At 72.1% G+C, this 26536-nt stretch carries 25 protein-coding genes; 1 reads left to right on the forward strand and 24 read right to left on the reverse strand.

The genetic code is table 11. The annotated features are described in order from the left end of the window. Positions 1–716: 716 nt before the first annotated feature. The 6 genes from KAK07_RS12295 to KAK07_RS12320 all read right to left on the reverse strand — a co-directional run bounded on the left by KAK07_RS12295 (position 717) and on the right by KAK07_RS12320 (position 10914). Positions 717–2114 (reverse strand): tyrosine-type recombinase/integrase, encoded by a 1398-nt coding sequence (locus KAK07_RS12295; RefSeq protein WP_310740726.1) that lies wholly within the window; start codon positions 2112–2114, stop codon positions 717–719. 363 nt (positions 2115–2477) lie between these two features. Continuing rightward, a complete protein-coding gene (locus KAK07_RS12300; protein WP_210861031.1) occupies positions 2478–3857 on the reverse strand; it encodes a sensor histidine kinase in 1380 nt (459 codons plus the stop codon). A gap of 11 nt (positions 3858–3868) precedes the next feature. After that, positions 3869–7276, reverse strand: coding sequence for a response regulator (locus KAK07_RS12305; protein WP_210854651.1), 3408 nt, complete (start codon positions 7274–7276; stop codon positions 3869–3871). Positions 7277–7282: 6 nt separating this feature from the next. Then, positions 7283–8389, reverse strand: a complete 1107-nt coding sequence (locus KAK07_RS12310; RefSeq protein ID WP_310738610.1) for an HD-GYP domain-containing protein — start codon at positions 8387–8389, stop codon at positions 7283–7285. A gap of 51 nt (positions 8390–8440) precedes the next feature. Continuing rightward, the gene (locus KAK07_RS12315; protein ID WP_210854652.1) at positions 8441–9916 is read right to left on the reverse strand and encodes a nickel-dependent hydrogenase large subunit; all 1476 of its coding nucleotides are present in this window, start codon (positions 9914–9916) and stop codon (positions 8441–8443) included. Further along, entirely contained in the window at positions 9913–10914 is a 1002-nt protein-coding gene (locus KAK07_RS12320) for an NADH-quinone oxidoreductase subunit B family protein (protein WP_210854653.1), read from the reverse strand. The genes KAK07_RS12315 and KAK07_RS12320 overlap by 4 nt, the downstream gene beginning before the upstream one ends. Positions 10915–10982: 68 nt before the next feature. On the opposite strand from KAK07_RS12320, the gene KAK07_RS12325 reads away from it, so the two are divergent. Next, entirely contained in the window at positions 10983–12371 is a 1389-nt protein-coding gene (locus KAK07_RS12325; RefSeq protein WP_210861033.1) for a GGDEF domain-containing protein, read from the forward strand. Here KAK07_RS12325 and KAK07_RS12330 read toward each other — a convergent pair whose 3' ends face one another. From KAK07_RS12330 to cybH, 18 genes are all read right to left on the reverse strand, one after another. Beyond that, entirely contained in the window at positions 12372–13853 is a 1482-nt protein-coding gene (locus KAK07_RS12330) for a sigma-54-dependent transcriptional regulator (RefSeq protein ID WP_210861035.1), read from the reverse strand. Then, positions 13850–15550 carry an enoyl-CoA hydratase-related protein gene (locus KAK07_RS12335; protein ID WP_210854656.1) on the reverse strand — a complete coding sequence of 567 codons (1701 nt, stop codon included), beginning with the start codon at positions 15548–15550 and terminating at the stop codon, positions 13850–13852. The genes KAK07_RS12330 and KAK07_RS12335 overlap by 4 nt, the downstream gene beginning before the upstream one ends. Continuing rightward, a complete protein-coding gene (locus KAK07_RS12340) occupies positions 15550–16044 on the reverse strand; it encodes a hypothetical protein (protein ID WP_210854657.1) in 495 nt (164 codons plus the stop codon). Before KAK07_RS12340 ends, KAK07_RS12335 begins: the two co-directional genes overlap by 1 nt. 31 nt (positions 16045–16075) lie before the next feature. Then, a complete protein-coding gene (gene hypE / locus KAK07_RS12345) occupies positions 16076–17134 on the reverse strand; it encodes a hydrogenase expression/formation protein HypE (RefSeq protein WP_210854658.1) in 1059 nt (352 codons plus the stop codon). Further along, the gene (hypD, locus tag KAK07_RS12350) at positions 17131–18390 is read right to left on the reverse strand and encodes a hydrogenase formation protein HypD (protein ID WP_210854659.1); all 1260 of its coding nucleotides are present in this window, start codon (positions 18388–18390) and stop codon (positions 17131–17133) included. The genes hypE and hypD overlap by 4 nt, the downstream gene beginning before the upstream one ends. Further along, positions 18387–18626, reverse strand: a complete 240-nt coding sequence (locus KAK07_RS12355) for a HypC/HybG/HupF family hydrogenase formation chaperone (protein WP_210854660.1) — start codon at positions 18624–18626, stop codon at positions 18387–18389. The genes hypD and KAK07_RS12355 overlap by 4 nt, the downstream gene beginning before the upstream one ends. Before the next feature lie 6 nt (positions 18627–18632). Beyond that, positions 18633–19787, reverse strand: a complete 1155-nt coding sequence (locus KAK07_RS12360; protein ID WP_210854661.1) for a Kae1-like domain-containing protein — start codon at positions 19785–19787, stop codon at positions 18633–18635. After that, the gene (hypB, locus tag KAK07_RS12365; protein ID WP_210854662.1) at positions 19780–20736 is read right to left on the reverse strand and encodes a hydrogenase nickel incorporation protein HypB; all 957 of its coding nucleotides are present in this window, start codon (positions 20734–20736) and stop codon (positions 19780–19782) included. Before hypB ends, KAK07_RS12360 begins: the two co-directional genes overlap by 8 nt. 2 nt (positions 20737–20738) lie before the next feature. Beyond that, a complete protein-coding gene (locus tag KAK07_RS12370; RefSeq protein ID WP_210854663.1) occupies positions 20739–21122 on the reverse strand; it encodes a hydrogenase maturation nickel metallochaperone HypA/HybF in 384 nt (127 codons plus the stop codon). Further along, entirely contained in the window at positions 21110–22243 is a 1134-nt protein-coding gene (locus KAK07_RS12375; RefSeq protein ID WP_210854664.1) for a hypothetical protein, read from the reverse strand. The genes KAK07_RS12370 and KAK07_RS12375 overlap by 13 nt, the downstream gene beginning before the upstream one ends. Next, positions 22240–22761: a [NiFe]-hydrogenase assembly chaperone HybE gene (gene hybE / locus KAK07_RS12380; RefSeq protein ID WP_210854665.1), complete on the reverse strand. Its 522-nt coding sequence runs from the start codon at positions 22759–22761 to the stop codon at positions 22240–22242. The genes KAK07_RS12375 and hybE overlap by 4 nt, the downstream gene beginning before the upstream one ends. Further along, positions 22758–22991, reverse strand: coding sequence for a rubredoxin (locus KAK07_RS12385; protein WP_310738611.1), 234 nt, complete (start codon positions 22989–22991; stop codon positions 22758–22760). The genes hybE and KAK07_RS12385 overlap by 4 nt, the downstream gene beginning before the upstream one ends. Next, on the reverse strand, positions 22988–23875 hold the full coding sequence (locus tag KAK07_RS12390) for a hydrogenase expression/formation protein (protein ID WP_210861037.1): 888 nt from the start codon (positions 23873–23875) through the stop codon (positions 22988–22990). The genes KAK07_RS12385 and KAK07_RS12390 overlap by 4 nt, the downstream gene beginning before the upstream one ends. Before the next feature lie 17 nt (positions 23876–23892). After that, positions 23893–24351: a thioredoxin domain-containing protein gene (locus KAK07_RS12395; RefSeq protein ID WP_247664347.1), complete on the reverse strand. Its 459-nt coding sequence runs from the start codon at positions 24349–24351 to the stop codon at positions 23893–23895. 11 nt (positions 24352–24362) lie between these two features. Then, positions 24363–24665 (reverse strand): HypC/HybG/HupF family hydrogenase formation chaperone, encoded by a 303-nt coding sequence (locus tag KAK07_RS12400; RefSeq protein WP_310740727.1) that lies wholly within the window; start codon positions 24663–24665, stop codon positions 24363–24365. Positions 24666–24673: 8 nt separating this feature from the next. Then, on the reverse strand, positions 24674–25357 hold the full coding sequence (locus KAK07_RS12405; RefSeq protein ID WP_210854668.1) for a HyaD/HybD family hydrogenase maturation endopeptidase: 684 nt from the start codon (positions 25355–25357) through the stop codon (positions 24674–24676). A 14-nt stretch (positions 25358–25371) separates the two neighbouring features. Beyond that, positions 25372–25689: a HigA family addiction module antitoxin gene (locus KAK07_RS12410; protein WP_310738612.1), complete on the reverse strand. Its 318-nt coding sequence runs from the start codon at positions 25687–25689 to the stop codon at positions 25372–25374. Positions 25690–25784: 95 nt separating this feature from the next. Next, on the reverse strand, positions 25785–26516 hold the full coding sequence (cybH, locus tag KAK07_RS12415) for a Ni/Fe-hydrogenase, b-type cytochrome subunit (protein WP_210854670.1): 732 nt from the start codon (positions 26514–26516) through the stop codon (positions 25785–25787). Between the last annotated feature and the right edge of the window lie 20 nt (positions 26517–26536).

Below are 26536 nucleotides of genomic sequence, written 5' to 3' on the forward strand. Positions count from 1 at the left end.
GTACATCGAACCCGGCACGGACGAGAAACGCAGAGACCTCAACCAGCAAGACCCGGCACTTGGCGTCACCCAACGTGCCACGATGGAGCGGACCTTGCGGGCGGATAGGACCATCAGAGCTGAGCGCACTGATGCAGCATCTGCGTCTATCGAAGAAGTCCTCGGATAGACCTCGGCGGTCAAGGTGGCTACGCGGCTCTGCGCCGCATGCTGCGGCCCGATATGTCTCGCTGGGCTCAATCCCGAGCGTTAGCAGCACCGCTTGCCAAAGCTCTAGATGCGGAACCGCGTGCCACAGCGACCAACGGGGCGCATGTGACTGTGGTAACGGTGACGCGCCTACAGACCCGCTGCCAACAATAGGTTTGATTGGCTTAGGCGCGGCCGATATCCGGTGCATACCGAGCGCGTCCAAGACTTCACGGCGCTCACTCGGCGGAAGCGCATCTAATCTGGCCTGTGCCGCTGTCAGGCGCGCCATAGATGATGAGTTCGCTGCCCGTAAGGCTTCAGCTTCTCGCTTCCTGACTTCCAAGTCTGCTAGGGCTCTTTCGATGCGGTCAGCCTGCGCCGCAATAGGGTCTTCGGGCTTCGGTTCCTGTTGGTCCATTGCATCCCCCGATGCACCCCGACTGAAAGATGCCCCAGCGGACCACTTCGGGGGGTCGCGGCTTTCGGTCCGGTTTGCGACCGGGCCTAGCTGGGGCGATTCAAGTCTATGCAGTCTTTACCAGCCTTGGGCGATTCAGCGTTGCCGTCGCATCGAACGTCACACCCGCCAAGCTCAGAATGTGAGCCTCGATGCGCTGCAGGAATGGGCGCAGTGCGTCCACGCTGCGCGGCCGATAGCCTTCGGCCGTTGCACTAGGGCGATGCCCCATCACCTGCGCGATGGCACCAGCAGGCGCCCCAGCAGCCTCGCCAAGAAGCGAAAACGAGCGGCGCAGGCCATGCAGCGTCAGCGCCGCAATGCCGGCTTCCGAGAGGGCCCTATCGTGGCTGGCGCGCGGGTCGGCAATGCGGCCTGACTTGCTGACACTGGCGAACACGAAGGGGCTGGGCTTGCCATCGGCGCCCATGCGGCGCGGCAGGCTCGCCAACAGATGCGCCATGTAGTCGCTCAGCGGGAAGGTGCGGGTGTCGCCCACCTTGTCGGCAATGGTCAGCTTGCGCCACCGGAAGTCCACCGCATCCCAACGCAGCGCGGCCATTTCTTCGCGCCGCGCGCCGGTCAGCAGCAGCGCGCGCAGGTAGGCAGATGCAATGGGGTTGGGCAACTGTTCGACAGCGGTCCACCAGCCCGCCACCTGGGCGGCCTCTAGCGCATCGGTGCGCCGTTTGGTTTCTGGCAAGTTGTCCATGATGGCGGGCGCCTTGCCTGCGTCGCGGTCCACCAGCGCGCGGTACTCCGGCACAGCGGCACACCAGCGCAGGAAGCCCCGGAACATCATCAGCGCCCGGGTTGCTTGATGCTTGCTGCGCCGGCTCTCGGTCTTGAACCATGCGGCGAGCGAATCCTCGTTCACGTCCACCAATCGCCAAGCCAGCAGCGGGAACAGATGGCCCGGCATCGTCAGCCCGGCCCCGCGCTTCTTCGGCTCGCCACCGGGCGCGACCATCTTCGCCATGTCGGCCACATAGCGGGGCTTCCAGGCATCGCGCCGCTTGGGCGAACCCTCCACCACATACCGCGCCCAGGCGCTGCCCACGGTCACCGATTCGGCCTGTTGCTGCGCGGCCTGCTCTTGGGCTCGCACCTGCTCTGCGGCCAGTTCGGCGGCGCGCTGTGCGGCCTGCTGGCGCTCCAGCTCGCGCGGGTCGGTCTTGGTGTCGGTCAGCACGCGCAGGCGGTTGGCTTCGATGCGCGCGGCCTCGATGGTCCATGCCACCGGGCTTCCGATGGTGCGGCGAAGCGTCTTGCCGTTCACCTTGGTTTCAAAGACGAAGGCCTTCGCGCCGTTGGCCGTCACGCGCACGCGCAGGCCGGGCGCCTTGGTGTCGCGCAGGAAGGCCTGCGCCTTGCCCGCGGGGCACTTGAGGGCCGCAATCAGACCCGCTGTCAGCTCCTGCGCTGACTCCAGCGAAACCGCTTCTCCTGCCTTGCGTCTTGCCACGATGCCACTCCATGTAGCCACCATGTAGCCATTTGGCGTCCATTTTGGCGAATCAGCATCAACGCTCTGGCTGGATAGGTGTCCAGCAGATGACCGCTAAAGCGTTGATTTACATAGAGTGTATGCATAGCCATCAACGGGTGCAAACACTACTTTCTGCGCATTCGTAATGCGAAGGTCGGGAGTTCGACTCTCTTCACCGGCACCAACAAAAAGCCTGAGCGCTTCAAAGACTCAGGCACCACACTCAGCGCCCCGCATGTCGGGGCGTTTTTCTTGGGGTCGCGGGCCAGCTCAAAGGCAGCTGCGCGCTCATCGGTCCCCGAAGCGGATCCGGCGGGGCGTGCTCTCCGGCGCAGCGGGTCAGGCCGTGCCGCTGGCCAGCGGCAAGCGCAGCGTGAACACCGCGCCGCCCTCGGGGTGGTTGTCGGCGCTGAGCGAGCCGCCGTGCTGCTCGACGATGCCGTAGCTGATCGACAGGCCCAGGCCCGTGCCCTTGCCCACCGGCTTGGTGGTGAAGAAGGGGTCGAAGATGCGGTGCAGGTGCTCGGGCGCGATGCCCGGGCCGTTGTCGTGCAGGCGCAGCACCGCCTGGCCGTCCTGGCGCGCCAGCGTGGCCCGCAGCAGCGGCACCACGCCGCTGCGGCTGCCGGCGGCGTCGTAGGCGTTCTGCACCAGGTTCATCACCACCTGCAGCAGTTGGCCCGGGCTGCCCATCACGCTGCAGGGCTCGCCGCCCTGCCATTCGACCTGGAAGACCGGCGCCGTGCCCTTGCGCACCCAGTGGATCGCGCGCTCGACCACGCCGCCCAGGTCGACCTCGACGCGTTCCTCGCGGTCGACCGCGGAAAAGCGCTTGAGGCCGTTGACGATGTCGGCGGTGCGGTGCGCGCCCTCGAGCATGCCCTCCATCAGCGAGGGCAGGTCGGCCAGCACATGGTCGATGCGCAGCTGCGCTCGCAGCTCGTCCTGCTGCGCCAGGCTGGCACCGCCATGGATCGCGCCCAGGTACTGGCGCAGGCGCTCGCTGTAGCGGCGCATCGCGTGCACATTGCCCAGCACGAAGCTGATCGGGTTGTTCAGTTCGTGCGCCACGCCGGCCACCAGGCGGCCCAGCGAGGCCATCTTCTCGGAGTGCAGCAGCTGCTGCTGGGTGCGCTTGAGCGCCTCGTGCGCCTCGCGCAGCTGGTGGTAGGCGCGCTTGAGCTCGCCCATGGGCCGACCGACGAAGACCAGGCCGACGCGCCGGCCGTCGGCATCCAGGCGGGGTGTGCAGTTGAAGTCGACCGGCACGCGCTGCCCGGCCTCGCCCTGCAGCTCGACCTCGACGACGGTGCCGCCGCGCTGCAGCGCCGGCGTTTCCAGCACGTGGCGGATGCGCGCGGCGCTGGTGTCGTCGGCCATCAGCGCGGCCAGCGCACTGCCACGCAACTGCGCGTCGCTGCGGCCCACCAGCTCGCACAGCGCGGCGTTGGTTTCCTCGATCTGGCCGGCCTCGTTGCAGGCGGCCAGCACGTCGCTCATGGCCGACAGCAGGCTGAAGATGAACTGCTGGCTGCGTTCCAGCTCGGTGTTCTTCTGCTCCAGCGCGATCTCGTCGGCGACCAGCTGCGAGTAGACCTCGTCCATCTTCTGGATCACGTCCAGCCAGGTGGATTCGTCGACGCCTTCCAGCTCGGGCGGCGTCATCGGCAGCCGCGCCGCCAAGGCGGCGTGGGCGGGCGGGGGAAGGTCGTCGTGCATGCCGGCGCAGGTCATCCGAGGTGGCCATGCTGCTGCAGCAGGACCAGGACGCCATCGTAGTCGAAGCGACTGGCCAGCTCGCGCAGCGCATCGGCCAGCGGGCGGCCCAGCGCGGCCGCCAGGTCGGCATGGTGGGCGGTGGCCCAGGACGACGCGGCCAGATCACCCTGGCGCAGCATCGGCAGCCAGTCGGCCAGCAGTTGATCGGGTGGCTGCCCGGACGCAGGATCGGCCGGCGGGGGCGGATCGACCTCGCCGGCCAGGGCCGGCGCCAGCGCGTCGAGCAAGCGCTCCAGCAGCCCGACGGCCACCGATGACTGGCCCAGCGGGTCCTGCTCGGCACGGCGCAGCGCCTGGGCCAGCGCCATCGCCCCGACGGCCCCGGCGGCGCCGCGCAGGCTGTGCACGGTACGACGCCACACCGGGTCGTCCGGCGACAGGTCGCGCAGCGTCTGGGCGTCGCTGCCGTGGGTGCGCGCGAAGATCGTCAGCACCTCGCGGTAGCGCCGCGCGTCGCCGTTGACCAGGCGCAGGCCGCGCTCGACATCCAGGAGGTCGTCGCCGGCCAGCGCGGACAGCCCGGCCGGCAGCGCAGCCGGCACCGGCTCCGGCACCGCCATGGGCGACACCGACTCCTCGGGCAGCCAGGTCAGCACGGCCTCGTAGAGCTGGTCGGGATCGACCGGCTTGCCGATGAAACCGTTCATGCCAGCCAGCGCACTCTCGCGCTGGTCCTGGTCGAAGGCGTTGGCGCTCAGCGCCACGATGGGCAGCGAGCCGACACCGGGCAGGCGGCGGATCTCGCGGGTGGCGCTGTAGCCGTCCATCACCGGCATCTGCAGGTCCATCAGCACCAGGTCGACCGGATGGGCGCGCACCTGCTGCACCGCCTGGGCACCATCGGTGGCGGTGAACACCTGCAGGCCGACGCTGGCCAGCAGTTCACGCACCACCTCCAGGCTGACCGCGTTGTCGTCGACCAGCAGCACGCGCGCAGGCACCCGGCGCGCGCGCAGGCGCTCGGCCGGCGGCGCCACCAGGCGCGTCGGCACCGCCGCCACCGGCCGCCCCTGCTCGACCCAGGCGGTGAACCAGAAGCGGCTGCCAGCGCCCAGCCGGCTCTCGGCCCCGGCGTCGCCGCCCATCAGGCCTGCCAGGCGACGCGTGATGACCAGGCCCAGCCCGGTGCCGCCATGGCGGCGGGTGGTGGACGCATCGGCCTGCTCGAAGGGCGTGAACAGCCGCGACAGGCTGTCCTCGCTGAGGCCGATGCCGGTGTCCTCGACCTCGAAGCGCAGCAGGCGCCGCTCGCCGTCCTCGCGCACCACGCCCGCCCGCAGCGAGACGCTGCCGCGCTCGGTGAACTTCACCGCATTGGCGGCGTAGTTCAGCAGCGCCTGGCGCAGGCGCACCGCGTCGCCGCGCAACCACTGTCCCGGCGGCTGCAGCTCGACGCGCACCTGCAGCCCACGCTCGCCGGCCTGGGCAGCGATCTGGCCGCGCACGTCGTCGACCAGGGTGTCGAGCAGGAAGTCCGACGACGTCAGGTCCAGCCGGCCCGCCTCGATCTTGGACAGGTCCAGCACGTCGTTGAGGATCACCAGCAGGTGCTGCGCGGCCAGGTCGATGCGCCCCAGCCGCTCGGCCTGCTGCTCGGTGGGGTGGGCATCGCGCAGCAGGCGCACCAGACCGGTGATGGCATTGAGCGGTGTGCGGATCTCGTGGCTCATGTTGGCCAGGAAGGCGCTCTTGGCCCGGTTGGCGCTTTCCGCACGTTCGCGCGCCTCGGCCAGCTCGGCCGTGCGTTCGGCCACACGGACCTCCAGGCCGGCGCGGTAGTGCTCCAGCTCGTCGATCATGCGCTGGCGCTCGGTCACGTCGCGGGCAATGCCGAAGCTGCCGAAGACGCCGCCGCGCTCGTCGCGCAGCGGACCGCGGGTGAGCTGGAACAGCCGCGGGCCCTGCACCGTGTCCAGGCGCTGCTCGACGTGCTGCACCTCGCCGCCGGCCAGCACCTGCTGGCCGCTGCGCATCAGCTGCTGGGCCTGCATCGGCGGGAAGACCACGCGCTCGTCACGCCCCAGCACCTGGTCGGCGCTGCGGCCGGTCAGGCGCTCGGCGGCGCCATTGAACAGCACGAACCGTCCCTGGATGTCCTGGGCGATCACCAGGTCGTCGGTGCTGTCGGCCAGGGCCTTGAGCACCCGCAGCGACTCGATCTGGCGCTGCTGCCGCAGTCCGGCCTGGCGCGCCGCCTGCAGCTGACGCCGCTGCTGGCGCTGCCAGTGCAGCGCGCTGACCAGGGCCAGGCCGAACGCGCCCGCCATCACCGTCCAGGCCAGGTCGCTGGCCAGCGTGTCGAGGAACTCGGCGCGCGAGACCTGTGCCACCAGCTGCCAGTCGGTGCCGCCCACCGGCTGGCCCACACCCATCACCGAGCGGCCCAACCCGTCGGTGCCCTGCAGCAGCTCGCCCTGGCGTTGCGGCTCGGCCAGCAACTGCACCGACAGCGCCTGCGGCCGCTCGTTGGCCTGGATCGAGGCCGGTGCATCGCGGGTGTCGGCGCCGGCGCGGGCAATGTAGAGCACGCCATCGGGCGCCGCGCGGAACAGCACCGCCTGGCCACTGGAGGTGGGTGCCGGCCAGCCCGAGAGCAACTGCTGCAGATGGCGGGCCGGCCGAGCGCGCATCAGCAGCAGCGGTGCCGCCCGGTTGAGCGGCGTCGCCAGGTCCAGCAGCAGCTGGCCATTGCCGTCGGTGTCCATCGACAGCAGCGTGGGCTCGCCGGTGGCGATCACCGCGCGCACCAGCTCCGCCCGCGGCAGCGGCTGCAGCAGCACCGGCGGCCCCCAGCCGACCAGCAGGTGGCCGTCGGGGGCCAGCAGCATCGCCGCGTCGAAGCCCTGCCCGTCGGCCAGCGTGGCCAGCTGGGCACGCAGCGGATCCAGGGTGGCGGGGTCGGCTGCCGAGGCCGCCAGGCGCGGGTCCTGGGCCAGCAGGCGGCCGGCCAGGCCCAGGTCGCGCAGGCGCTCGGTCAGCCACTCGTGGACCTGGGCCGACTTGGCATCGGCAATCGCCTGCAGCCGTGCGGCCTCGGTGCGGCGGTGCTGGGCAAAGTTGGCGGTCACGCCCAGGGCCGTCAGCGCCAGCACGGCGATCCACCAGGCCCAGGGTGCGCGCGCGGCGCTGCCGGGCTCCTCAGCCGGGGCCAGCAGCGACTGGCGCTGCCACCACAGCACGCCCAGCGCCAGCACCAGGCCGGCGCCGATGCGGGCCAGCGTGGCCATGCCTGCCGTGGGCGACCAATGGGTCAGCAGCCGCTCGGACAGGCCCACCCACAGGCCGGCGGCCAGCAGCAGCGGCACCAGATGTCGCAGCGTGGACCGGCGCCGAACAACGGGCGGGGTGGCGCTGTCCACGGGGGGTCATCCCACCGGCAGGCCGTGGCTGCGCGCCACGGCGACGAAATCGTCGAAACCCGCGCAGAAGGCGTCGACCACGTCGGGGTCGAACTGCGTGCCGCGGCCGTCGACGATGGCCTGGCGGGCCCGCTCGACATCGAAGGGCCGCTTGTAGACGCGCGGCGACACCAGCGAATCGAACACATCGGCCACCGCCATCAGGCGCGCCGACAGCGGGATGGCCTCGCCGACCAGGCCGTCCGGGTAGCCCCGGCCGTCCCAGTGCTCGTGGTGCCAGCGGGCGATCTGCCGCGCGACCTGCAGAAAGGGCACGGGCTGGTCGATGTCGCGCTCGGCCTGCTCGATGGCCTCGGCGCCCAGGCGGGCATGGGTTTTCATCACCTCCCATTCATCGGGCGCCAGCGGCGCGCGCTTGAGCAGGATGTGGTCAGGAATGCCGACCTTGCCGATGTCGTGCAGCGGGGCCGAGCGCACCAGCTGCTCGATCATCGCCTCGTCCAGCACCGCGGCGTGGCGCGGATGGCTGGCCAGGCGGCGCGCCAGCAGGCCCATGTAGGACTGGGTGCGCAGGATGTGGTTGCCGGTCTCGGGGTCGCGCGTCTCGGCCAGGTGGGCCAGCGCGCGGATCGTGACGCGCTGGATGCGGTCGTTGTCCTCCATGCGCCGGCGCACCTCGGCCTCCAGCAGCGCGTTCTGGTTGGCCAGCACATCGCGCGCCCGCTTGGCCTGCAGCTGGTTGCGCACCCGCGCCAGCACCAGCGCCGGGCGGATCGGCTTGGTCAGGTAGTCCTCGGCCCCTTGCAGCAGGCCGTACTCCTCGTCGCCGGGATCGCCGCGGGCGGTCAGGAACAGCACGGGCAGCGCCGCGGTGCGCGGATCGGCGCGCAGTCGCCGCAGCACCTCGTAGCCATCCATGCCGGGCATGGTGACATCGAGCAGGATCAGGTCCGGTGCCGGCGGGCCCACCGCCAGGCGCAGCGCCACCGCGCCGCCATTGGCCACCTGGACCTGGTAGCCCTCGTGCTGCAACAGCTCACCCAGCACCGCGAGGTTCTCGGGTACGTCATCGACGATCAGGACGCGGGCGTTGGGCAGGCCGGGCGGGGACACGCAGGTCGCTCGTTCGGGAAGGGAAGCGCTGGTGCGGAGCCTACCTGAAGTTCAGTGCACCGTGCAGACCATGCAGGGATCGAAGGAACGCACGATGTGCTGCACGGCCACCGGCGCGGTCTCGCCGTCGGGCACCGGCAGGCCGACCAGCGCGGCTTCCAGCGCGCCGGGCAGCCCCTGGGCATCGTGCGGCGAGAAGTTCCAGCTGGTGGGCGCGACGATCTGGTACGAGGCCAGCCGCCCCTGCTCGACACGCAGCCAGTGGCCCAGCGTGCCGCGGGCGGCCTCGGTGTGGCCACTGCCCTGCCCTTCGTCGGGCAGCAGGTGCACCTGGTGGAAGGGTTCGCGCGGGCGCAGGCCGGTGAGCCAGTCCTCCATCCAGGGCAGGACCCGCGCCATCTCGAGCAGGCGCGCCAGGATCCGTGCCTGCACGCTGGCGCCGGCGCGGGCCACCAGGGCGCGCACCAGGGGCTGGCCGTCGGCCAGCTGACGGGCCATCGCACCGGTTTCCAGTACCCGCCCCGCCAGGCGCGGCGCCTTGTTCCAGCTGTAGGCGGCCGGCTTGTCGGCCTGGGGCTGGGTCAGGCCCTGCAAGGGGTGGCGTGGACCGCCCTCGTCGGCCAGCCAGGCGTGGCAGGCGTCTTCGCGGACCTGGTCCAGGTCCACCGCGCAGCGCTGGCCCGTCGCCGCGTCCCACAGGCCCGGCGCCAGCGCCATGCGGCCCTCGACCGGGTAGGCGCCGATGCTCATGCTCAGGCCCGGCCCCGGCCCCAGGCGGTCCAGGCCCAGGTCAGCCGCGATGGCCAGGAACAGGCGCAGGTCGCCCTGGCCCGGGGCGGCATCCACCCAGGCGGCCAGCGCGGCCTCGGTGTCGAGCGCGGTCACCGCCTCCAGCGTGTCGCCGAACAGCTGCTGTTCCAGGAACTGGCGGAACTCGCGCACCCAGCCCAGCAGGCGCAGCCGCTCACTGGCCTCCACCGGGCGCGAACTGCCGCCCGGCAGCACGCTCTGGGTGTGGGGCCATTTGCCGCCCAGCAGGCCCATCAGCCGGAACCAGCGCTGGCGCGCCAGCACCGCCGCACGCGCGTGTTCGCCACCGCCCGAGCCATCCAGCGCGGCAAAGCGGCGCTGCGCCTCGGCGAACCAGGCCCGGCCGGCGTAGTCGGCGCGGGTGAAGTCGGGCATGAAGAACAGGTAGAAGTGCGCCAGGTGGTCGGCCAGGTTCTCGCAGGCCAGCATCAGGTTGATCACCCGCTCGCCATTGGGCGGCGCCTGCACGCCCGCCAGGTCGGCCAGAGCGCGGGCGGCCGCCACCGACTGCGACACCGAGCAGATGCCGCAGATGCGCGGCACGATCACCAGCGCATCCATCGGGTCGCGCCCGGGCAGCATCTGCTCGAAGCCGCGGTACATGGTGGCGGTGACCCGCGCCTCGCGGACCACGCCGTCGGCGATGTCCAGGCGCACCTCGAGGTCGCCCTCGACGCGGTTGAACGGACCCAGCAGCAGCTGGCGCGGCGCGCTCATTTCAGCCGGGTGCGCCGCGCGACGGGCGGCACGATGATGTGGTCGGCGGTGGCGTTGTGCTTGACCCGCCTGGGGGTGGCACTCTTGGACAGCGAGGCCAGCGCGACGAACCAGGCCTTGGGCATGTCGGTGGGCAGACCGATCGGGATGCCGGCCAGCTTGGGCGTGGCATGGAAGGCATGGCCCGGGTCCTGGAAGCCGGGTTCGGTGCAGCTGATGCAGGCGTAACCGCCGCGGGTGCAGCTGCCTTCGCCGTTCCACAGCCGGATGTTGCAGTCGGCGTGGGCCTGGGTGCCCTTGCACCCCATGTTCTCCATCATGCAGCCCAGGTCGGAAGGCTTGGCGGCGCTGGCCTTGAACTCGTAGTACTCGTTGCGGGTGCAGCCATGGTGGACCAGCTGGTCGGCATAGAAGCGCGGGCGCTGCAAGCTGTCCAGGTCATCCGGCCCCAGCAGACCGGCGGCCAGTGCCGAGAGCGTGTCGGTGACCCAGCCCGGGTGGGTGGGACAGCCGGCCACGTTGACCACCGGCAGGCCGCCGCGGGCGCGGAAGGCGGCGCCCAGCAGGCCGCCGGGGCGGTCGTCCTCGAACTGCAGCCCGCAGGCCTCGGCCGGATTGGGGCCGGTGGCGCTGACGCCGCCGAAGGCCGCGCAGCTGCCCACCGCCACCACATGGCGCGCCACCCCCGCCAGGCGCTCGACCCACTGCGTCATCGGCAGGCCGGTGCCCGCCAGCAGGTGGAAGCGGCCAGTGCCCTGGGGGCCACGCAGCAGCGCACCCTCCAGGCACAGCACATCCAGCGCGACTCGGCCGTCCAGGCAGTCCTGCAGCACCGACAGCGCGTCCGCACCGCCCGCCAGCGACAGCGACGGGTGCCACAGCAGGTTCAGCCCGGCCTGCCGCCACCAGCCGGGAAAGTCGGCCACGTCGGCATTCAGCAGCGACATGCTGCAGCCACCGCAGCCGCCACTTTGCAGCCACAGGACGTTCAGACTCATCGTGTGCTCCTGGCCATGCTGGCCGTCATGCTACCTTTGGCCGCTCCGTCCCCGTGCCGCGTGTGCCCATGTCCGAGACCGCCATCACCGATCCGACGATCGAGCGCCAGTGGCGCCAGCTGATCGAGTCCACCTCGACCGAGGCGCGCGCGCTGTTGTCGGGCACCGCCAGCGCCGCTGCGCCCGCGCTGGCGCGCCACTTCTACGACGGCATGATGGACGACCCGCTGGCGCGGGGCTACCTGGACCATGCGGTGGTCGACCAGCGCCTGCGCCCGTCGATGGAGCGCTGGGTGCGCGAGCTGGCCTGCAGCTGGGATGCCGAGCGGGTGCGCGAGCAGATCGCGGTGCAGCGCCACGTGGGCCTGGTGCACGCACGCATCCGGCTGCGCGTGGACCTGGTGATGCGGGGAGCGCGTCTGCTGAAGCTGGCCCTGACGCGGCTGCTGCTCGACAGCGACGTCGCCACGCTGGCCGTGCGGGTCGAGGCGGCGCACACCGGCCAGGCCCTGCTGGACATGGCGATCGAGGTGATGTCGGCGCAGTACGTGGACGCGCACGACATGGCCACCCGCACCGACGAGGCCTACCGCAGTTTCGCCAGCAGCCTGAACATGTCGCTCGAGCGCGAGCGCCAGCGCAGCGCGCTGCTCGACTGGGAGAACCGCCTGCTGCAGGAGGTGATGACGGCACCGGTCGGGCTGGAGCTCCCGCCGCTGGGACAGTCCTCGTTCGGCCTGTGGGTGCGCCACAAGGCGCCAGCGATCTTCGCGCAGGCGGGCGAGCTGGCGGCGCTCCATGAATGCATCACCCACATCGACACCGCGCTGTTGCCGCTGTGCCAACGCGAGATCGCCGCGGGCGGCGAGGAACTGCGACGCCGGCTGCGCGCCGTGCTGGGCGAAGTCGGGCAGGCGCGTTACCTGGTCGACACCTTGTTCGATCGCCTGGTGGACCTGGAAGCCGGCCGCGACGCGCTGACCCAGTTGCTCAACCGCCGCTTCCTGCCGGCCGTGCTGGGCCGGGAGGTCGAGCTGAGCCGGCGGGGCGGGCCGTCGTTTGCGGTGCTGATGGTCGACGTCGACCATTTCAAGGGCATCAACGACAGCCATGGCCACGAATCCGGCGACCGGGTGCTGCAGCACCTGGCCAACGTGCTGGTGGCCTGCGTGCGCAGCGGCGACTCGGTGTTCCGCTATGGCGGCGAGGAATTCCTGCTGCTGGTGGTCGAGGTGAACGCCCCGCAGGCCCTGCAACTGGCTGAGAAGATCCGCCAGTCGGCGGCGGGTGAGTCGATCCTGCTGACGGGCGGCCAGCGCCTGACCACCACCGTCAGTATCGGGGTCGCGGTGCATGACGGACATCCGGACTACCAGCGCCTGATCGAGCAGGCCGACCGCGCGCTCTACCGGGCCAAGGCCGAGGGCCGCAACCGCTGCGTGCTGGCCAGCGACTGATCACGACCGGTCCTCCAGGCCCAGGCGCAGCAGCTTGGACCGCAAGCCCACACGCGACAGGCCCAGCTCGGCGGCCACGCGGGTCTTGTTCCAGCGGTGGCGCTCCAGCGCCTCGCGCAGCACCATGGCCTCCACCGCGTCCAGGCGCTCCTGCAGCGTGCCGCTGGCAGGCAGGCCCGCCGGCGCGCCGGCTGCGCTGGCGGCCATCGCGCTGCGGCCCTGGCGCAGGTTCAGCGACAGGCAGTCAGGTCCCAGCGTGTCGCCATCGGCCAGGGCCACGGCGCGGGCAATCTCGTTGCGCAGTTCGCGGATGTTGCCGGGCCAGTCGTAGGACACCAGGCAGCGCAGACAGCCCTCGCCGAAGCGCATGCCCGGGCGGCCCAGCTCCTGCGCCACCTGGCCCAGCAGGTGCTGGGCGATCGGCTGGATGTCGCCGCGGCGTTCGCGCAGGCCCGGCATGTGCAGCGTGGCGCCGGCGATGCGGTAGTACAGGTCCTCGCGGAAGCGGCCGGCGCGCACCTCCTCGTCCAGTCGGCGGTGGCTGGCGGCCAGCACCCGCACGTCCACCGGCACCGCCCGGGTGGAGCCCACCGGGCGCAGCTCGCCCTCCTGCAGCACGCGCAGCAGCTTGACCTGGAAGGCCGGCGAGGTCTCGCCGATCTCGTCCAGGAAGACCGTGCCGCCATGGGCGCGCTGGAACAGGCCGACGTGGTCCTCGAAGGCGCCGGTGAAGGCGCCGCGCTTGTGGCCGAACAGCTCGCTCTCCAGCAGGGTGTCGGGAATGGCGGCGCAGTTCTCCAGCACGAAGGGGCCGTCGGCGCGCGGGCTGGCGTAGTGGATGGCGCGGGCCAGCAACTCCTTGCCGGTGCCCGATTCACCGCCGATCAGCACCGGCAGGTCGTAGCGGGCCAGCTTGGCCGCGGTGGCGCAGACGCCGTCCATCGGGCTGCCCGGGGCGCGCACGATGCGCTCGAAATCGAAGGCCGCGCGGGCCTCGCCCAGGCGCTGCTGGCGCCGGACGCGCAGCAGCGGCGCGCCGCTGCGCAGGTCCAGCTCCAGCCGGCTCAGGCCCTGCTGCAGCAGCCGGGCCTCGACCGCGGTACGCACTGTCTGCAGCAGGTGGTCGGGCACCCAGGGCTTGAGGATGTACTGGTAGATCCCGGCCTCGTTGATGCCGGCGATGATGTCCTCGCTGTCGGTGTAGCCGCTGATGACGATGCGCACCGTGTCGGGCCAGCGCTCGCGCACCTCCTTCAGGAACTCGACACCGGTCTGGCCCGGCATGCGCTGGTCGCACAGGATGACCGCCACCTCCTGGCGGGCCAGCAGATCGCGCGCGGCCTCGGCCGACTCGGCGGTGAGGATGCCGAAGTCCTCGTCCAGCGTGCGGCGCATCGCATCGAGCGAGCGCACCTCATCATCGACCAGCAGCACGGTGGGCAGGTCGGCCGGGCCGGGGCGCAGCGGTTCGGGGGCGTTCATCGGTGCAGGGCCAGGTGGCGCGGCGTCCAGGCATGCGCCACGCGGTGCACGAAGTGGTGCCGGGCCACGTGGTAGCTGGGGTCGAAGCCGTAGAAGTTGCGGCGCATGCGTTGCAGTTCGTCGGCGCGGTAGGCGGCCAGCGGGCGCTGGGCCTCGTCGGCGGCGCGGCGCGCGGCCTTGGCCTGCAGTCTAGCGGTCAGACCGCTGTCGCAGGCCAGGGATTGCGCGGCTTCGGCGGCCAGGTGGTCGAAGGCCGTGGCGTGGGCGCCCAGCACCGCGTCGAGCAGGCCCAGGCGGCGGGCCTCGGCGGCGCCGATCGGCAGCCGGCCCTGGGTGATCTGGCGGGCGCGCTCGGGCCCCACCCGGCGCGGCAGCGTGTAGGTCCAGTACTCGCTGCCGTAGAGATTGCCCATGTTCTTGTAGTGCGGGTTCAACACCACGCCGTCATGAGCCCACACCTCGTCGGCCGCCAGCGCCAGGAAGCAGCCGCCAGCACCCGCATTGCCGCGCAGCGCGGCCACGGTGAGGCAGTCGGTGCGGGTCAGCACCTCCAGGCAGACGTCGTCCATCGCCTCGATGTTGCGCATCGAGGCATCGGCAGCGCTGTCGCCGGGCAGGCTGGCGGCATGCTCGATCTCGTGCAGATGGATGCCGTTGCTGAAGAAGTCCGGCCCGCCGGCCAGGACCAGCACCGCCAGCGGTCGCTGGCGCAGGTCCTGCAACGCCTGCTGCAGCCGGCGGCAGGCGCGCGTGCCCATGGCGCCGTTGTGGAAGGCAAAGCGCAGCCAGCCGACGCGGGCGCCGGGCGCGCCGGTCTCGGTGAAGTGCAGTTCGTCGTACTCGTCCCGCGGGCGCTGCAGGGGCACAGGGCGCTCGGGCACCGCCGCGGCCAGGTCCGGACAGGCCAGCGTGGCGGGCAGCTTCAGCCCCGCCTCGCCACGGCGCAGCGCGCCCACCCAGACCGCGCCGTCGCGGGTGCGCAGCAGCAGCGCCGGACCGCGGCGCGCCAGCACGGTGCCGGGCGCGGCGCGCTCGCCATCGGCCAGCGCCTCTGGCGTGGCGGGGTGCAGGTCGAACAGGCGCAGCGCCTCCCCCGCCACGCTGGCCAGGGCGCCGGGGGCGCTGTCGGCGGCGCGGGCGGTGCGCAGCACGGTGTCGGTGTCGTCGCGCGCCCAATCGATGAGTCGCTGCTCGCGCCGGAAGGCGTCCTGCCAGGTGCCCTCGCGCGGCACGGCCGGGGGCGGCTGCTGCCAGCGACCCAGCGCCGCCATCACCGCCGCGGTGGCCGCCGCGTTGACCTCATGGCGGTACAGGCTGGCCTTGGTGGCGGCGCGCATCGCGAAGGCGGCGTGGCCCTGCACCGGGCCGCTGTCGAAGTCGCCATCGGCCTGCAGCACCGTCACGCCCCAGCGCGGCAGGCCGCGCGCCACCGCCCAGTCCAGCGCGTTCGGACCACCATCGCCCGGCGGGCCCGGGTGAACCACCCAGCAGGGCACGGCGCGCCAGACCGATTCCGGGATGCGGCGCTTCAGGAAGGGCGCGATCAGCAGATCGGGCTGCGCCAGACGCACCGCCTCGTCGGTGACGCTGTCGGCGATGTCCAGTTCCACCGTCACCCAGTGCCCCGCCTCGCGCAGCGCCGTGTGCAGGCGCTGGCTGAGGCCGTTGAAGGCGTGGCACAGCAGCAGGATGCGCATCACCAGCGCAGCGGGTCGGTGGCCTCGGCCGCCCGCCGCCGGCCCAGGTGGATGGCCAGGCGCTCGGCCACCGCGGTGACGCCGTCGTTGAACTCCTGTGGACTGCGGGCGCGCAAGGCCTTGTCGGCGATGCGCGGCGCGTCGGGCCCGAAGTACGGCAGAAGCAGGGCGACCAGGGCCTGCGCGGCCTGGCGGTGGCGCTGCGGGTCCAGGCCTGCGGCCACAGGAGGCGGCTCGGCAGGGCGCGGCGGCGGTGGCGGGGTGCGCGCCGGGCGCTCGGCCGCGACCGGCTCGATCAGGCCGCGCTGGCGCAGCAGCGACAGCGTGTCCAGCACGCGCTCTCCCAGGCGATCGACCAGACGCTGCACCGGCTCCTGGCCATTGACCATCACCAGCAGCGCCCGCTCGCGCGGTCCCAGGCCGGCCTGGCGCTGCATCAGCTCGGCCTGGCCGGCCGCGGTCTTGCGGTAGATGAGCTCGGCGGATCGGGACATCGCAGAGGCCTGGCGCGATGGCGGGACCGGTTCAGCAGATGCGCGGCAGCGGCTCGCCGCTGAGCCAGTCGACCACACGGCGTCCGCCAAAGCGGGTGGTCATCTGCACGAAGCGGTGGTCGTCGGCCTGCACGACGCCGATGCGCGCCGCACGCTGCCCCAGCGGATGGGCGTGCAGCGCGGCCAGTGCGGCCTGGGCCGCCTCGGGGGCGACGATGGCCACCAGCTTGCCCTCGTTGGCGATGTACAGCGGATCCAGTCCCAGCAGTTCGCAAGCAGCGTCGACTTGCGGCAGCACCGGAATCGCCGCTTCTTCCAGCAGCAGGCCCACACCGGACTGGCGGGCGATCTCGTTGAGGGTGGTTCCCAGGCCCCCGCGCGTGGGGTCGCGCAGGCAGCGCACCGCGCCCTCGGGCACGGCCGCCAGCAGGTCGGCCACCAGGCCGTGCAGCGCGGCGGTGTCGGAGACGATCGCGGTCTCGAACTCCAGCGACTCGCGCTGCGACAGCACCGCCACGCCGTGCTCGCCGATCGTGCCCGAGACGATCACCACGTCGCCCGGCTGCGCCAGCGCCCCCGACAGCCGCCGGCCCGGCGGCAGCGCACCGACGCCGGTGGTGGCGATGAAGACGCCATCGCCCTTGCCGCGCTCGACCACCTTGGTATCACCGGTGACCACCGGCACGCCGGCCTCGCGGGCGGCGGCGGCCATCGAGTCAACCACCCGCTTCAGGTCGGCCAGCGCGAAGCCCTCTTCCAGGATGAAGCTGGCCGACAGGTACAGCGGCTGCGCGCCCATCATCGCCACGTCGTTGACCGTGCCGTGCACCGACAGCGCGCCGATGTCGCCGCCGGGGAAGAACAGCGGCGAGATCACATGGCCATCGGTGGCCATCACCAGCCGGTGGCCGGGGGGCGGCGCGGGCAGTGCGGCACCGTCATCGCCCTGGCGCAGGAATTCATTGTCGAAGGCGCGGGCAAAGACCTCGTCGATCAGTTGCATGCCGGCGCGGCCGCCGGCGCCGTGGTTCATGTCGACGCGGCCCTGCCTGAGGTCCAGCGGCCGGATGTAGTCCTTCTTGACTGTCATGTCGGGGTCCGGCTGGGTTGGCAGCAGGCAGCCGAGGCGCTGCCATCAAGGGCCCGGCGCGGAGCCGGCTCCGCCGGGCCGCTGCCAGAGCCCCCTCGGGGGGCAGCGACCGGAAGGGAGCGTGGGGGTTGATTGACGTCGCGGAAACGGCCATAGGAGTAGTGCGCGGCGCAGGCACCTTCGCTGGACACCATGCACGAGCCCATCGGGTTCTCGGGGGTGCAGACGGTGCCGAAGAGCTTGCAGTCGGTGGGCCGCTTGACGCCGCGCAGGATGGCGCCGCACTCGCACTGCTTGTGGTCGGGCACCGGCTGGTAGCTCAGGCCGAAGCGCTGCTCGGCGTCGAAGGCGGCGTAGTCGGGCCGCAGCTTGAGTGCGCTGTAGGGCACCTCGCCCAGGCCGCGCCACTCGAAGCTGCTGCGCAGCTCCATCACCTCGGCGACCACGGCCTGCGCGGCCAGGTTGCCCTCGGGCGTGACGGCGCGGGTGAACTCGTTCTCGACCTCGGCCCGGCCCTGGTTGACCTGGCGCACCAGCATCAGGATGGCCTGCATCACGTCCAGCGGCTCGAAGCCGGCGATCACCACCGGCTTGCGGTATTCCTCGGCGAAATGCACATACGGGTCGGAGCCGATGACGATGCTCACATGCGCGGGGCCGATGAAGCCGTCGATGGGCACCGTGCCGTAGTCGCGCACCTCGGGGCTTTGCAGGATGTGGGTGATCGCGCTGGGCGTGAGCACGTGGTTGCACAGCACGCTGAAGTTGCGCACGCCGGCGCTGCGCGCGGTCTTGAGCACCAGCGCGGTGGGCGGCGTGGTGGTCTCGAAGCCGATGGCCAGGAACACGACCTCGCGCTCGGGATTCGCCTGCGCCAGCTTCAGCGCGTCGGCGGCGGAATAGACCATGCGCACATCGGCGCCTCGCGCCTTGGCCTTCATCAGGCTCAAGGACTGACTTGCCGGCACCCGCATCACGTCGCCGTAGGTGCAGAGGATCACACCGCGCTCGAGCGCCAGCTGGATCGCCTGGTCGACGCGACCGATCGGCAGCACGCAGACCGGGCAGCCCGGGCCGTGGATCATGCGCACCGCAGCGGGCAGCAGCTCGGCGATGCCGTAGCGCGAGATGGCGTGGGTGTGGCCGCCGCAGAACTCCATGAAGGCGTAGCGGCGATCGGGCTGCAGCTCGGCGGCGATGCGCCGGGCAATGCCCTGGGCCAGCTCGCCGTCGCGGAACTCGTCGATGTATTTCATGCGGCAGCGCCCCCCTGCTCCAGCGCCGCCATCTCGGCGAACAGCGCCAGCGTGCGCTCGGCCTCCTCGGGGTCGACCAGGCCGATCGCGTGGCCGACGTGGACGATCACGTAGTCGCCCACACCGGCGCCTGGCGTCAGGGCGATCGAGATGCTCTTGCGCACGCCACCCAGGTCGACCTGGGCCTGGTCGCCGTCGAGCAGGGCCACCACGCGGGCGGGTAATGCGAGGCACATGGTGATTCAGTCCTTGTTCATCACGGTACAGCCGGCGATCCAGGCCTGGCCCAGGGCCAGTCCGGCATCGCCGCAGGAGACATCGCGCGGCGCGGCCACCGTCAGGCCGGCGGCCTGCAGCGCCGCGCTCAGGCGAGTCTTGAGGATGCGGTTGAAGAAGCAGCCACCGCCGAGCACCACGGTGGTGGCGCCCTGCGCGGCAGCCGCGCGTATCGCCGCGTGCGCCAGCCCGGCCACCAGGGCCAGGTGGAACATCGCGGCGCCACGGCCCTGGGCGTCGCGGCGGGCGGCCTCGTCAAGGTGGGGCGCGGTCTCGTCAGCCAGTTCGGCCAGCAGCGGGCGCAGGTCCAGCGAAGGCCACGCACCCTGCAGGCCCGGATGGGCCGCCAGGTAGGCCGTGGCCGCCTGCTCCAGCGCCATTGCTGCCTCGGCTTCATGCTGCTGCTTCACACTCAGGCCCAGCAGGCCGGCGGCGGCGTCGAACCAGCGGCCTGCGCCGGTGGATGGCGGGCAGTTCAGGCCGCGGTCCAGCATCTGCCGCAGCAGATTCACGGCGCCCTCGCCCACCTGCGACGCGAAGCGCGGCGCGATCTCGTCGGCGCGGCCCAGGCTGTGCAGCACGGCGGCGGCCAGCCGCCAGGGTTCGCGCGCAGCCACGTCGCCGCCCGGCAGCGCGATCATCGGCAGGTGGGCCAGGCGCTGCCAGCGCTGGGCGCGGGGGCGATCGGCCAGCCACAGCAGCTCGCCGCCCCAGGCCAGGCCATCGGTGCCCAGGCCGACCCCGTCGAGCGCCAGGCCGATCACCGGGCCGTCGATCGCCTGCTCCGCCTGCACCACCGCGATGTGGGCATGGTGGTGCTGCACCGGCACCGCGGGCACGCCCAGCTCGCCGGCCAGCCGCTGCGCCAGCCGGGTGCTGTGGAAGTCGGGGTGCAGGTCATGGGCGACGGCAGCGACGGGGCCGTCGGCCTGCGCCAGCAAGGCCTGCGCGCTGGTCTCCAGCGCCTCGCAGGCGCCGGGCTCGCCCAGGTCGCCGTGCACCGGCGACCACCAGCAGGCGTCGCCCTGCAGCAGCACGGCGCTGTTCTTCAGGTAGGCCCCCAGCGCCAGCACGCGCGTCGGCGCGGGCTGCGGCAGGCGGTGCAGGCGCAACTCAGCCATGGGGGTGGGTGGCGGCGGCCAGCCGGGCCTCGAGTTCGGCAATGCGGGCACGCAGCGCGGCCTCGGTGTCCGCGGCGGCCGCCAGCGCGGCGGGCACGGCAGCGGCCGGCTGCAGCAGCCAGTCGAGCCAGGCGTCCATGCCCTGGCCGGTCTTCGCCGAGACCAGCAGCACCTCGATGCCCGGGTTCACGCGGCGCGCGTACTCGATGCACTTCGGCACATCGAAGTCCAGGTGCGGCAGCAGGTCGATCTTGTTGAGCACCATCAGCCGGGCGGCGGCGAACATGTCGGGGTACTTGATCGGCTTGTCCTCGCCCTCGGTGACCGACAGGATCGCCACCTTGGCCGCCTCGCCCAGGTCCCACATCGCCGGGCAGACCAGGTTGCCGACGTTCTCGATGAACAGCAGCGGGCCGTCAGCGTGGTGGTGGTGATCGTCGTGGTCGTGACCGTGGTGGTGGTGCTCACCATGGGCGTGGCCATGCAGGTCCAGGCGACCAAAGGCATCGGCCACCATCTGCGCATCCAGGTGGCAGCCCTTGCCGGTGTTGACCTGGATCGCCGGTGCGCCGGTGGCGCGGATGCGGTCGGCGTCGTTGGAGGTCTGCTGGTCGCCCTCGATCACCGCCACCGCGCGGCCGGGGGCGTGGGCCTTGAGCGCCTCGATCGTGGCGCACAGCAGCGTGGTCTTGCCCGAGCCCGGGCTGGAGACCAGGTTCCAGGCCGTGACGCCGTGCGACGCGAAGTGCGCCCGGTTGAGCTCGGCCAGGCGCTTGTTCTCGCCCAGCACGTCGGCCTCCAGCTTGATCGCCCGCGCCTGGCTCATGCCCGGCACCGACACGCGCGCGGCGCCGGCACCGTAGTGCAGGTCGCCGGTGGCCGGATCCACCGCCACATGGCCCTCGGTCTTCTGCGCGCCATCACCGGCGCATCCGCACACCACACACATGCTCAGGACTCCTCGTTCGTCGACGCCGTCTCGGGCGCCGGGTCGTCATGCACCCACAGGTCGACCACACGCAGTTCGGTGCCGCCGGTGGGCTGGATCTGGTGGCCGCCGCAGCGCGGACAGGCATCGGCCCGGCTGCGGATGGCCACGCTCTGGGCGCAGGGCAGGCACCAGGCGGTGCCGGGCGGCTCGTCGATGACGATCTCCGCCCCCGCCAGCACGGTGCCGGGCCGCAGGGCATCGAGGCCGAAGCGCAGCGCACGCACCTCGACACCGGACAGCGCACCGGCCTCCAGCTGCAGGCGCGACACGCGCGCGAAGCCCTCGCGCTGGGCCGCGTCCTCGACCAGCCGCAACACCCCCCCCGCCAGGCTCAGCTCATGCATCGCTTGTCCTCGTCCGGGCTGCTTGCCCTGGGTCGATTGTGAGGGCCCATGGGCGGCTGGACCTCGAAAGCCACGCAGGGATCGAAGGCGACCGCCAGGCGGGCGGCCGAGCGCGCATCGGCCGGGTCGAGCTGCGCCAGCGCGCAGGCGAGGTTTCCCTGGGGGTGGACGTTCCATTCGGTGGGTGCCAGCACGCGTGCGTCGACCACCCGCGGGCCGTCGGCACCCGGCTCGAGCTGCACCCGGTGGACCAGCAGACCGCGGGCCATCTCCACCCAGGCCAGGCCCTCGTGCGGGCCCAGGGTCAGGGCGCCCATCGACAGCATGGCCTCGCCCTGCGGGCCGGCCAGGCGCAGGGTCTCGACCAGGCGGGCCACCAGGCGGTCACCGGCGCTGGCCGCTGGCAGCGGTGCGCCCAGGCGCGACCACGGCCCGGTGTCCGGCACCGCGCCCTGCCAGTGCGGCCGCATCGCGAAGCCGGGCTCGCGCATCAGCGTGGCCAGGCGCGGCAGCGTGGTCGCGGCATCGGCCAGCAGGTCGAGCGCCGGGCCGGGCGTGGCCAGTTGCCGGGCCGGGCGCTGGCTGTCGAGCAGCCGCGCCAGCGGCGTGCGGCCCTGCGCGGCCCAGTGCCAGGCCCAGCCCACCGGGTCGCTCTGGCTGTCCAGCAGCACCTCGGCCAGCGGGCGGCCCAGGGCCTGGGTGGCCAGCCAGCCCGGCAGCTCGGCCAGGCGCTCCTCCAGCGGGGCGGTCTCGCGCCAGAGCGGGCAGCCGCGCAGCACCAGCGCGGCCGCCTGCTCCTGCGGCGCATCCGGCAGCCAGCGCGGCCAGTCACCGTACAGGCGCAGCAGCTGGTCCTTCAGCGTGGCCGCGCGGTGGGCGCGGCGGGTGGCGACGTCGGGCACCGGGGCCTGGCCGGCAGCGGCCTGCACCGCCGCCTGCGCGGCCCAGCGGTGGGCGTGGCCGCACAGGCTGAACAGCGCACCCACCAGCGCCGGCAGATCGGCGGCCAGGCGTCCCGCAGCCAGGGCCGGCAGCCAGTCGCGGCGGGAGCTGTCCAGCGCCGGCTGGCGCCCGGGCAACAGGCGCAGCCGGCCGACCAGGTCCACGGCCGAGCCGATCACCGCGCCACCCCGGCCGATCGGCCCATCAGGAAGCCCCGGCGTGAGGGCGCGGCCGGCGTGGGCAGCGGCGCGGTCGGGGCCGGTGTGGGTCGGTGCAACTGGTGCAGCACCTCCAGCGCCGCCGCCACGGCCGCGGCCTGGTCGACGAACTCGCCCATGGGCGAGAACAGCGACGCGGATTCGAACACCCCCAGCCCGGGCTCGACACCGCCCAGCATGTCCAGCGGCTGCTGGCCGATGCGGCGCGACACCCGCAACCCCACCCCTGCCCAGCCACTGGCCAGACCCGCCAGCGCATCCAGCGGACGCAGCGGCAGCCGCACCAGGTTCATGAACCAGGGCGTCAGCAGGATGCCGGTCAGCACCGCGGGCTCGGCCGCCAGCGGTGCCACGCCAATGGCCTGCACGCGCAGACCCGGGTGCAGGAAGGGCAGACCGGCCATGCGCTCGCGCTCGATGGCGGCGAAGCGCTGCTCCAGCGCCTGCACCCGATCGGCGACCGCCTGCGCCTGGCTCACGCCGTGTCTCCCAGCACCATGAACTGCTCGCGGTCCCCGTCGCACTGCGGGCAGCGCCAGTGCGCCGGCAGTTCGGTGAAGGGCGTGCCCGGCGGCACCTGCCACTGCGCGTCGCCCTCGGCGGGGTCGTAGACCCACCAGCAGATCTTGCACTCCAGGCGCGCCTGGGCCGGCAGACGGCTGGCGTCGCCCAGGTAGCTGCCTTCGAAGCGGATGTCGGGCAGGCTCACGCGCCGGCTCCGTCCACCCACTCCAGCACCTCGGCCAGGCGCTCGACCGAGTCCTGCAGGTCCTCGGGCGCGGCACAGGCCACCTCGGGGATGGCGCAGACCTCGACCGAGTTCAGGATCACCGTGTCCTGCGAGTTGTAGTACACGACGCGCCAGGTATTGGGCACGCAGGCATTGGTGATGCGGCAGTTGCCGTAGCCACGCGACAGGATCAGCACGCGGCCGGTGCCGATCTGCGCGTCCATCAGGCCGATGTCCAGCGCGGACAGCGGCAGCAGGCTGAGGTTGACCACCTCGGCCGGCCGACCGGCGCGCCAGTGCTGGCGGTGCTCGGCCAGTTCGACCAGCACCGCCTGGGCGTTCGAGGCCTCGGCCGGCAGCGGCATGGCCGCCGGCGCCAGGCGCGCATCCTCGCGTGCCGCGCTGATCAGCAGCGCGGGGATCGGGCCGGCCTCGACATGGTCGATCAGCGTGCCGTCGCCACGGTCGCCAATGACGCGCCAGACGCCGGCGAACACCGACTCCTGCACCTGCAGCACGCCCGGGCGTGACAGATCGCCCGGCGCCGCCAGCACCTGGGCGCTGACCTCGCCCTCGCCCAGCACCTGGTGGATCAGCGCCAGGTCGTCGGCCGACAGGCCCTGCAGCGACACCGGTGCCGCGGCCTCGCCGGCGGCGGCCTGGCGCAGCGCGGCCAGCACCGCGTGCAGGGCCTGGCGCGCGCCGTCGTGGCCGGCCAGTTCCTCCGGCTCGGGCAGGCTTGGCGGCTGGTAGGTGTCCATGCCGCGCGGCATGCTCAGGTACTCCAGGCCATCGTCGACCGGCAGGCCGCCCGGGGTCTGGGCAATCACGGGAATCGGAAAGGGACGGGAGGTGGTGTTCATCGCGGTGGGGCTCCGGTTCAATGGCAGGCGGACGCGGACTGGGCGCCCATGAGCGGGATCGGCGGACGGCTGGCCGGGGTGTCCAGCAGCGTGGCCACGCGGGCCAGGTAGTCGGTCCAGTCCATCATCCCGGACAGCGTGCCCACGTACTGCCCGTCACGCACGAAGACCAGCGAGGGCCAGCGCTGCGAGCCCCAGCGGCGCGCGACGGCGTCCTCGTCGCCGCGGCGCACCACCCCCACGCCGAAGCGGCCGGGAAAGGCGCGCTGCAGCTCGGGCAGCACCACCGCCACGTCCAGGCACTCGGGGAAACGCACCGGGTCACCGGTGAAGAACAGCACCTGGTCGCCGGGGCGGGCGACGAAGTCGTCGTGGCTGGCGCCATCGACCCAGGCGCAGCCGGGCAGCGTGGCCAGGCGGCGCACCAGCGGCGCCTCGCGCTCATCCAGGTCGTCGGGCATCAGGGTCTCGCTCATGCTTCTCTCCTTCAGACGGCGCCGGTCAGGGCGCGCAGTTGTTCGTCACTCATCGCCGAGGGCAGCGCGAACGCCGCGTCGCCATCGGCCTGGGCGCCGCCCATGGCCAGGGCGACCAGGTCCAGCGTCGCGTCCACCTCGGCGGCGCGCTCGGCGCTGATGCGCTCGCGCGCGCCGTCGATGAACACCAGCACCCAGTCGCCCACCGCCAGGCCGTCGAGCAGCGCGGTGTCGACGGTCCTGGTCTCGCCGCGGCCCCGCACCTGGGCCTGGCGCGGCGGCTGCAGCGCCATCACCTGCATCGGGATGCCCATGCACATGCTCAGGCCCTCTCAGGTGCGGTCATGATGAAGCGCTCGTCGCCGACGCGGCAGGCGCTGTCGGCGCTGGGGCGGCCCGACTCATAGGCGGCCAGCGACAGCGTGGGCACGCTGACCGATTCGGACTCGGCCGGCGGTGCCTCGCGCGGCTGCGGATCGGCCCCCCAGGCGCGCAGCCGGGCCACCGCCAGGTCCACGGCCTGCTCCAGCGCCGCCTTGACCACCGGCCGCAGGCTGCCGCCGTAGTCCTCGAGCTGCTCGGGCTGGCAGCCGATCAGCAGCACCTCGGCGGGGTAGCGCTCGGTCAGCTGGGCCAGCATCAGCACCTCCTGGAAGCCGGTCTGGTGCAGGCTCATCTTCTTGGCGCCCAGGAAGCGCGGCACCTCCTCGTTCTCGACCTGGTGCAGCGTGCCGGGCGCCAGGCCGTAGTCGATCGCGTCGAGGATCAGCAGCTTCGCCGCCTCCTGCACATGCTGGATCAGGTACAGGCCCTGGGTGCCGCCGTCGACCAGACGCACGTTCGGCGCGAACCGGTAGCGCGCGTCCAGCGCCTCGACACAGCGCACGCCGAAGCCCTCGTCGGCCCACAGCACATTGCCGATGCCCAGCACGACGATGGTCTCGTCGTTGTCACCAGCCGCGTTACACCCCGGTTCAGGCGTGCGGGAAGTTGTCAGGTCGTTCATCGTCGTTCAGGGGGTCAGTGCGCCGCGTCGGCCGCGGCGGGGGCGCGCATCGCGCGCCAGGCCTGGTAGCAGTCCCAGTGGGCCTGCATCTCGAGCCAGAAGGTGGCGCTGGTGCCGAAGGCGATGGCACAGCGCAGCGCGGTGTCGGGCGACATCGCGCGGTGGCCCATGACCAGCTCGTTGACGCGCCGGCGCGACACGCCCAGCAGCAGCGCGGCGCGGGTCTGGTTGATGCCCAGCGGCAGCAGGTACTGCTTCTCGAGGAAGCGCCCCGGGTGCGTCGGCGCGCGCGTCGGCACGCCCTTGGGGGGCGTGCGCGGATGAGCGGCCACCGGCTCGGGGCGGCGCGCAAGGTTCGGCGCAGGGCCGCCCCAAGCCGAACGCTCCCCCTCGGGGGGGCGACGCGAAGCGTCTTGGGGGCCCATATTCACTTCTTGAAGGTGCGGTAGCCGGAGATCATCGTGCTGACGATGCTCTGGCGGCCCATGATGTCCTCGCGGATCGCGGCGTAGATGTGCAGCGTCACGAAGATCACCATGCCCCACATGCCGAAGTGGTGCCAGGTGTGCACGTCCTGGCTCTGGCCCAGCAGCGGGATCACCCAGCCGAACAGGTGGTCGGCCCAGGACCCGGCCTGCAGGCCTTCGCCGTACATGGCGAAGCCGGTGAGGATCATGAACAGCGAGAACAGGAAGTAGCCGAAGAACATCGCCAGGCGGGCCATCGGGTTGTGTCCGACATAGCGGCTGGGCTGCGGGATCAGGAAGGCATACCACTTGAGCATGGTGATGACCTCGCGCCAGTAGGCCGGCTGCGTCAGCGGCAGCGTGAACAGCTCGCGCGAGTGGTGGTTGCCCACCAGCGCCCAGTAGGCCCGCCCGATCAGCCCCACCGCCAGCACATAGCCGGCGGCGAAGTGGGCAAAGCGGATGTAGCCCATCAGGTAGTTGGCGCTGGCCTCGCCGGGCTGCGTGGGCAGCGGCGAGCCGATGAAGTAGCCCGTGACGCACAGCACGGTGATCGCCAGCGCGTTGATCCAGTGCCACAGACGCACCGGCGCCTCGTAGACGTAGACCGACTTGATGGTGGCGCCGTGCTCGATCGCGCCGGGGTCGATGCCGGTGGCATCGGCCAGCTTCTCTGCGGAGGTGGCATTCATGCGGTGTCTCCTTGCAGCAG

The sequence above is a fragment of the Ideonella alba genome (assembly GCF_018069875.1).
GTDB lineage: Bacteria > Pseudomonadota > Gammaproteobacteria > Burkholderiales > Burkholderiaceae_C > Ideonella > Ideonella alba.